The 7,795-nt window shown below is 40.0% G+C and carries 6 protein-coding genes; 4 read left to right on the plus strand and 2 right to left on the minus strand.

Annotated elements, in window-relative coordinates; genetic code table 11:
• A partial coding sequence (gene sthA, locus UC75_RS06965) for a Si-specific NAD(P)(+) transhydrogenase (protein WP_228137144.1) occupies positions 1-1,160 on the minus strand: 1,160 nt, incomplete at its 3' end.
• 196 nt (positions 1,161-1,356) lie between these two features.
• On the opposite strand from sthA, the gene lipA reads away from it, so the two are divergent.
• From lipA to UC75_RS06980, 3 genes are all read left to right on the plus strand, one after another.
• Positions 1,357-2,370, plus strand: coding sequence for a lipoyl synthase (gene lipA, locus UC75_RS06970; RefSeq protein WP_003650609.1), 1,014 nt, complete (start codon positions 1,357-1,359; stop codon positions 2,368-2,370).
• A gap of 281 nt (positions 2,371-2,651) precedes the next feature.
• Complete coding sequence (locus UC75_RS06975) at positions 2,652-5,114, plus strand: acyl-CoA dehydrogenase (protein ID WP_049837126.1); 2,463 nt, start codon at positions 2,652-2,654, stop codon at positions 5,112-5,114.
• Positions 5,115-5,220: 106 nt separating this feature from the next.
• The gene (locus UC75_RS06980; protein WP_049837127.1) at positions 5,221-5,604 is read left to right on the plus strand and encodes a carboxymuconolactone decarboxylase family protein; all 384 of its coding nucleotides are present in this window, start codon (positions 5,221-5,223) and stop codon (positions 5,602-5,604) included.
• A 38-nt stretch (positions 5,605-5,642) separates the two neighbouring features.
• Here UC75_RS06980 and UC75_RS06985 read toward each other — a convergent pair whose 3' ends face one another.
• Positions 5,643-6,179, minus strand: coding sequence for a cysteine peptidase family C39 domain-containing protein (locus UC75_RS06985; RefSeq protein WP_049837128.1), 537 nt, complete (start codon positions 6,177-6,179; stop codon positions 5,643-5,645).
• Between the two features lie 222 nt (positions 6,180-6,401).
• Between UC75_RS06985 and ahcY the strand changes: the two genes are divergently transcribed.
• A complete protein-coding gene (gene ahcY / locus UC75_RS06990; protein ID WP_049837129.1) occupies positions 6,402-7,784 on the plus strand; it encodes an adenosylhomocysteinase in 1,383 nt (460 codons plus the stop codon).
• Positions 7,785-7,795 lie beyond the last annotated feature (11 nt).

Raw genomic sequence — 7,795 nt, forward strand, 5'->3', positions numbered from 1 at the left:
CGGAAAGAAGCTTGACCTACTTCATACGGAATTTTCTCTTCCGTTAATTCCTGTTCATTTTTACCAATTGATGAGATTTCCGGAATGGTGTAGATACCAGTTGGAATATCACGTACTGGCTTCGCATCTTCACCGCTCATGTTTGCGCCAGCACAGCGCCCTTGGTCATAAGCAGCAGAAGCAAGTGATGGCCAACCAATTACGTCACCAGCAGCATAGATGTTTTCAACTTCAGTTTGATATTGATCATTTACAGAAAGCTGACCGCGGTTGTTTGGAACTAATCCAACGTTCTCAAGACCTAAGCCTTCTGTGTTACCTGAACGGCCGTTACACCAAAGAATGGCATCGGCTTTAATCTTTTTACCACTTTGTAAGTGTAAAACAACATGGTCATCAAACGTTTCAAGATGATCCATTTGTTCGTTGTGACGAATTAACACACCTTGTTCACGTAAGTGATAAGACAAAGCATCAGCAATTTCATCATCTAAATAACTTAATAGTTTTTGCTGAGTATTGATCAAGTCAACTTTATGATCTAGACCAATAAAGATTGAGGCATATTCACAGCCAATAACGCCTGCGCCGTAAATAATGATTTTTTGAATTGAATAATCAAGATCAAGAATCTTATCCGAATCAAACACGCGAGGATGATCAAAGTCGAGGCCTTGCGGATGATAAGGACGGCTACCTGTCGCAATTACGATTTGCTTACAGATAATTGTCTCTTTAATGCCTTCATGGCTAAAAACTAAGACTGTATTTTTATCTTGAATATATGCACGACCATGGAAGACACCAATCTTGTTACGGTCATAAAAACGTGTATGTGTATCAACCTGTTGTTGAATCACTTTATGTGCATTACGCAAAACCTGTTTCATGGTGAACTGCTTCCATTCACCTACTTTTTGAAACATTGGATCACGCTGATAGCGAATAATACTAGAAACTGTTTGACGTAATGCTTTACTTGGAATCGTTCCTACGTGTGCACAGTTACCACCAAGTTGATCACGCACATCTACAATTGCAACACGCTTACCAGCTTTTGAAAGCTTCATTGCCGCGCCTTCACCCGCAGGTCCAGAACCGAGAACTACCGCATCGTATTTAACGAAATTCCCACTAACGACCTCTTTTTTACGTGGCATTGAAAGCTCCTTCCTCTCTTGAATGACCATATTTTATAATAGATTATGACTAATATGCGGTGAATTTATGTATTTCTCAACCCTATATTTCTGAATAGCCACATTTATTATATGAATAGTTATTTTCCGCTATTAACTGAAGAACTTCGCTATAATACAATGTCAATGTCTCTATAAACGAGTGGAAAAGTTAGATATGTCAGAACACCGTAAACCTGAACAGGGTGTAAAACTTCGTGGCGCAGAAAAAGTCGCAAGAATTCCTGTAAAAGTTGTACCTACGGTTGAAGTGCCGCGTAAACCTGACTGGATTCGTGTCAAGATGACGGCACCAGAAGAAGTTCAGCGTATTAAAACGACTTTACGTGCTCAAAAACTCCATACCGTTTGTGAAGAAGCTGCTTGTCCTAACCTACCAGAATGTTTTGGTGGCGGTACAGCAACATTCATGATTATGGGCGATATTTGTACACGCCGTTGTCCTTTCTGTGATGTAGCACATGGTCGTCCAAATGCACTCGATGCTGACGAACCTCGTCACATGGCCGAAACCATTTCTAACCTAAAACTCAAGTATGCAGTAATTACTTCAGTTGACCGTGATGACTTACTTGACGGCGGTGCACAACACTTTGTGGACTGTATTAAAGAAGCTCGCGCACTTAGCCCGACGACATTGCTTGAGATTTTAGTACCAGACTTCCGTGGACGTATGGATATTGCTTTACGCATTATGACTGAATGTCCGCCAGACGTATTTAACCACAACATTGAGACTGTGCCTCGCTTATATAAAGCAATGCGTCCAGGTTCAGACTATCAACATTCTTTAACTTTATTAAAAATGTTTAAAGAATACTGCCCAGATATCCCAACAAAATGTGGTTTGATGGTCGGTATTGGTGAAACTGAAGAAGAAGTTATTGCATTGCTTGATGACTTACGTGCTCACGATGTTGACTATGTGACTATTGGTCAATATTTACAGCCTTCTAAACAACATGCACCAATCGACCGTTTTGTAACGCCAGAAGAGTTTGAACGTTATGCAGAGCATGGCCGCAAACTTGGCTTTAGAAATATTTGGTCTGCACCAATGGTTCGTTCAAGTTATTTTGCTGATCGTCAATACCACGGTGAACCAGTACCAGAAGTTCGTCGTAAAGTAGATCCAGCTAAAAAAATCGCTGTTCAAGTTGTCGAAGCTTAATAAATTAAATATCTATAAAAAGCCCTCTAACACAGAGGGCTTTTTATTTGTATAAGAAAATCAATAACATTTCTTGACAAATCGATAAAACAAGCCATTACACTTTCACTGAAAAATATCTTATACCTAAAAGTACGATATATCCCTGCTCTAGCATATACATCAATTGCGATATAAAAAATTAAATTTAAACAGCATTAAAATTAGCTAGTTAAGCCTTAAATCTCTCCTCGCTTTTTTCGTAACTTCTAACTTGAGGGCTTATCTAGCAAGGAGCAAGTATGATTTTCCTACTCTTTGTTTTAAGCATTGTCATTCAGCTTTTTGCAATATGGGCAATTTTCTTTTTTAACCTGAATCGAATCATTGGCAGTGTTATTACGATTGCGGTAGCTATATTTACTGCACTTATATTAACGCCATGGGCTCTCATTTTAGGTATTCCCCTCATTGCCCTTAGTATCATTATTTTATTTGCACCATTACGCTTTAACCTGATTACTAAACCTGCATATAAAACATTAGCAAACTCAATGCCGAGCATCAGTACGACTGAACAAGAGGCCTTAGAAGCAGGTACCAGTTGGTGGGAAAAAGAATTGTTTATGGGATCACCTGATTGGTCTCAATTTGAGAAATATCCCTACCCAACGTTGTCAGAAGAAGAACAAAGTTTTATCGACAATGAAGTTGAACTACTTTGTAGCATGCTCAATGAGTGGGAAATTCATCATCACTTAAAAGATCTTCCACCAGAGGTTTGGCAATTTATTAAAGACAAAGGTTTTTTAGGTCTCATTATTCCAAAATCCTTTGGCGGCAAAGAATTTAGCTCATTTGCCCAAAGTCGTATTATGAGCAAAATTGCTTCACGCTCACTCACCACTGCTGTGAGTTGTATGGTTCCAAATTCGTTGGGACCGGGTGAGCTACTCATGCACTACGGGACTGATGCTCAAAAGCAACAATATTTACCGGGCCTAGCTAAAGGTGAAGAAATCCCATGCTTTGGTTTAACCAGTCCAGAAGCAGGTTCAGACGCTGGTGCCATTCCAGATTCAGGTGTTGTTTGCTACGGCGAATATGAAGGTGCTCAAGTTCTTGGGCTCCGTATGAATTTCTCTAAACGCTGGATTACCCTTGCGCCAATTGCCACAGTCGTAGGTCTTGCATTTAAACTATATGACCCTGAAGGGTTACTCGGCGATAAAAATAAAACAGAGTACGGTATTACCTGTGCCCTCATTCCTGCCAGTCATGCAGGCGTAAAAATAGGAGCGCGTCATTTTCCAGGTTCTCCATTTATGAACGGAACCGTAGAAGGAGAAGATGTTTTTATTCCTATTGATTGGATTATTGGTGGGCAAGAAAATGCCGGTAAAGGCTGGCGAATGCTAATGGAGTGCTTAGGTGTTGGCCGTGGTATTTCCCTTCCAGCTTTAGCAACAGCAGCAGGTGAAATGAGCTATTTAACCGTTGGTGCTTTTGCGAAAATTCGTCAACAGTTCAATATTTCAGTAGGTAAATTTGAAGGCGTACAAGAAGCGACCAGTGAAATTGCCAGCGATGCCTACATGCTTGAAGCATTCCGTTATTTAGTGACATGTGGCTTAAACCAAGGTGGAACTCCTGCGGTGATGACTGCCATGGCAAAATATTATGCCACTGAAACGATGCGCAAAGTCGTCAATCACGGAATGGATATTGCCGGAGGACGTGCAATTCAACTTGGACCACGCAACTTCCTTGCCCTTACCTATCAAGCAATTCCAATTGCGATTACGGTAGAAGGCGCAAATATTTTGACCCGTTCATTGATGATTTTTGGTCAAGGCTCAATGCGTTGTCACCCTTATCTTTTTGAAGAATTGCAACTTCTTCAATCTGAAGATAAAGCTAATGCAGTTCAAAAATTCGATGATTTATTATTTAAACATTTAGCCTATACCTTTAACCGTGGGGCAAAATCATTTGCTTATGGTTGGACAGGTGGCTCAAGCGATGCCCCTCAATCAGTAGATCAATTTACTGCCAGTTACTATAAGACGATTAACCGTTTTAGTGCCAACTTTGCACTGGTTTCAGATATGTCACTTGGTTTACTTGCAGGAGACTTAAAACGCAAAGAAATGTTATCAGGCCGCTTGGCAGATATTCACGCGCACCTGTTTATTTCTACTGCGATTTTAAAATTTTATGAAGCTGGACAAAAAACTGAAGCTGAACAACTCCATGCTAAATTAGCGCTACAAAAAGCTTTCTTAAATATTCAGGAAGCATTTTGGGGATTATTTGAAAACTTCCCAGCTAAACTTCCAGCAGCATTTGTAAAATGGATCTGTTTCCCTCTTGGCCGTGTCATTTCAAAACCTGACGATGAGTTAAAACAGCAAGTCGCTGAACTTATGATGCAAGAGCATCCTTTTAGAGAGCAGCTTAAACATCACGTATTTTATTCTACCAAAGCCGATGATGTGACTGGACGTTTAGAACATACTTTTCAAATTCTACGAACCCTTGAACCACTTTGGGATAAGTTCAAAAAAGCTGAATCTAAAAGCAAATTTACAGGACTTACTTTCGAAGAAAATATTGCACAAGCAATAAAAGAAGGTTTTATTACTGAAAGTGAAGCTCAACAATTATTGCAATACAACGCAATTCGATTCGATAGCATGCTTACAGATGTATTTGATGAAGATTTAAATAAGGATCTTCCTTTGTCGAACCCTCATCAAATTTAGTGACTGATGCCTCCACTAATTCACTATTGCAATCACACTTGATTCGCATTAATTAATAAACAGCCATAAAAGCGTCAATCGACGCTTTTATTTTTAGGAGAAATTAATGTCTAAGCAAGATTACGAAAATGGATTAAAAGTTCGTACAGAAGTGATGGGAGAAGCTTTTGTAAAACGCGCCCAAGAAAACACCGTACCCTTTACTCAGCCTTTACAAGACTGGATTAACGAGCATGCATGGGGATCGACTTGGCAGCGTGAAGGTGTTCTACCACGTAAATACCGTTCATTAATTACTTTGGCCATGTTAACTGCACTTAAGTCACCAACCGAACTCAAAGGCCATATTCGTGGTGCACTTAACAATGGCTGTACAGTCGAAGAGATTCAAGAAACTTTATTGCACAGCCTTCCATATTGTGGCGCGCCTGCTACACAAGAAGCTTTTCGTGCTGCTTTAGAAGTGATTCAAGAATATCAACAAAAATAATTTCAATATGAGCCAGCAGCCTACTGGCTCTTTTTAATCTAATTTAATTTAGACGAATGCATCTGAAAATTACGGTCGTCAATCACGATAGTCTGACGACAAATCCCTTCTATTTGACGTTGCTTTTCAAAAACTGCTGCTGACATCGGTTCAAAATTATCAAAAAAGCAGATTTCATTTTGATCTATAGAATAAATGAGCGACTGATTTCCAACACCTTCTAAAGTATCGTAATAGACAATCACCATTTTGCCATTTTGAATTTCAGCTTGAATATCTTGATAGCTCAAGGCAGACGCTGTCGGTATTTTCAATACCTTTGCTTCTTTATAGCTCATTCGTTCACTTGGGCTAATATTAGGATCTTCATCTGAATGAAATGACACGTTAAATCCTAGTTTCTTTAATGCAACAGCTAAGGCAATAGTGTAGGTGCCCCCTTCGTCGTGTCGGCAAACTTTAATCAACTCAGCAACATCAATTTGTACTCCATGATGTTGAAGCACCATCCAAACCGCAAAAACACCACAGTTTGCTTCGAGGTTTGCTAGAGCTTGGGGAATATTTACTGCCATAATTTGAATCTATAAGGATAATTAGGCAGATAATAAACAAAACTGGATTGGCACTAAAAGCTTTTCCAAGTACAATGTTTCGCTAGTCGAGGGATGCTGCGACAAATGATCGGCACTAAAGATCAGTTTGCCAGGCTCGACAATCGGTTAAACACTCGTTTTAACCAACAACGGCATCCGCGAACAGAACGATCCATACTATTTTTTCCCTAGGAGATCCTGATGAACGCGGTTAATGCTTCATTTACAGATTATAAAGTTGCTGACATCTCTCTTGCTGACTACGGTCGTAAAGAAATCAAACTTGCTGAAGCAGAAATGCCAGCTCTAATTGGTTTACGTAAACGTTATGCAGCGTCTAAACCACTTGCTGGTGCAAAAATCCTTGGTTGTATTCACATGACCATTCAAACAGCGGTTCTTATTGAAACGCTTGTTGAATTGGGTGCTGAAGTTCGTTGGACTTCATGTAACATTTTCTCGACTCAAGACCATGCTGCTGCTGCAATTGCTGCTCGCGGTATTCCTGTTTTTGCTTGGAAAGGCGAAACTGAAGAAGAATATGTATGGTGTCTTGAACAACAAGTAAATGTTAACGGTCAGCCTTGGGATGCCAACATGATCTTGGATGATGGCGGTGACTTAACTGCTCTTGTTCATGAAAAATACCCTGCTCTTTTAGAACGCATTCACGGTATTACTGAAGAAACGACTACAGGTGTTCAACGTCTTATCGAAATGTGGAAAGACGGTTCTTTGAAAGTACCTGCAATTAACGTAAATGACTCAGTTACTAAATCTAAAAACGACAACAAATATGGTTGCCGTCACTCATTAAATGATGCAATCAAACGTGCAACTGACATGCTTTTGTCTGGTCGTCGTGCGCTTGTGATCGGTTACGGTGACGTTGGTAAAGGTTCTGCTCAATCTTTACGTCAAGAAGGCATGATCGTTCGTGTAACTGAAGTTGACCCAATTTGTGCAATGCAAGCATGTATGGACGGCTATGAAGTTGTATCTCCATACAAAAACGGCGTACAAACAGGTAAAAAAGAAGATATTAACCACGACTTACTTGGCAACACTGACCTTGTTGTAACCACTACTGGTAACTACCACGTATGTGATGCTGCAATGTTAGATAGCTTAAAAGCTGGTGCAGTTGTATGTAACATCGGTCACTTCGACACAGAAATCGACACAGCTTATTTACGTGGTTACAAGTGGGTTGAAGTTAAGCCACAAGTTCACCAAGTTTATCGTTCAGAAGACGAAAACAACTACCTAATTCTTCTTTCTGAAGGTCGCCTTGTAAACCTAGGTAATGCAACTGGTCACCCATCACGCGTGATGGATGGTTCTTTTGCTAACCAAGTGTTAGGTCAAATTCACTTATTCCAAGAGAAATTTGCTGACCTTCCTGCAAGTGAAAAAACTGCAAAAATTCGTGTAGAAGTTCTTCCTAAGAAACTTGACGAAGAAGTTGCTGCGGCAATGGTTGCAGGTTTTGGTGGTGTACTTACTCAATTAACTCAAGAGCAAGCTGGCTATTTAGGTGTTGCTGTTGAGGGACCATTCAAGTCTGACGCTTACAAATACTAAGAACTTAAGGG

It is taken from the genome of Acinetobacter sp. V2, assembly GCF_001188385.1.
Classification (GTDB): domain Bacteria; phylum Pseudomonadota; class Gammaproteobacteria; order Pseudomonadales; family Moraxellaceae; genus Acinetobacter; species Acinetobacter oleivorans.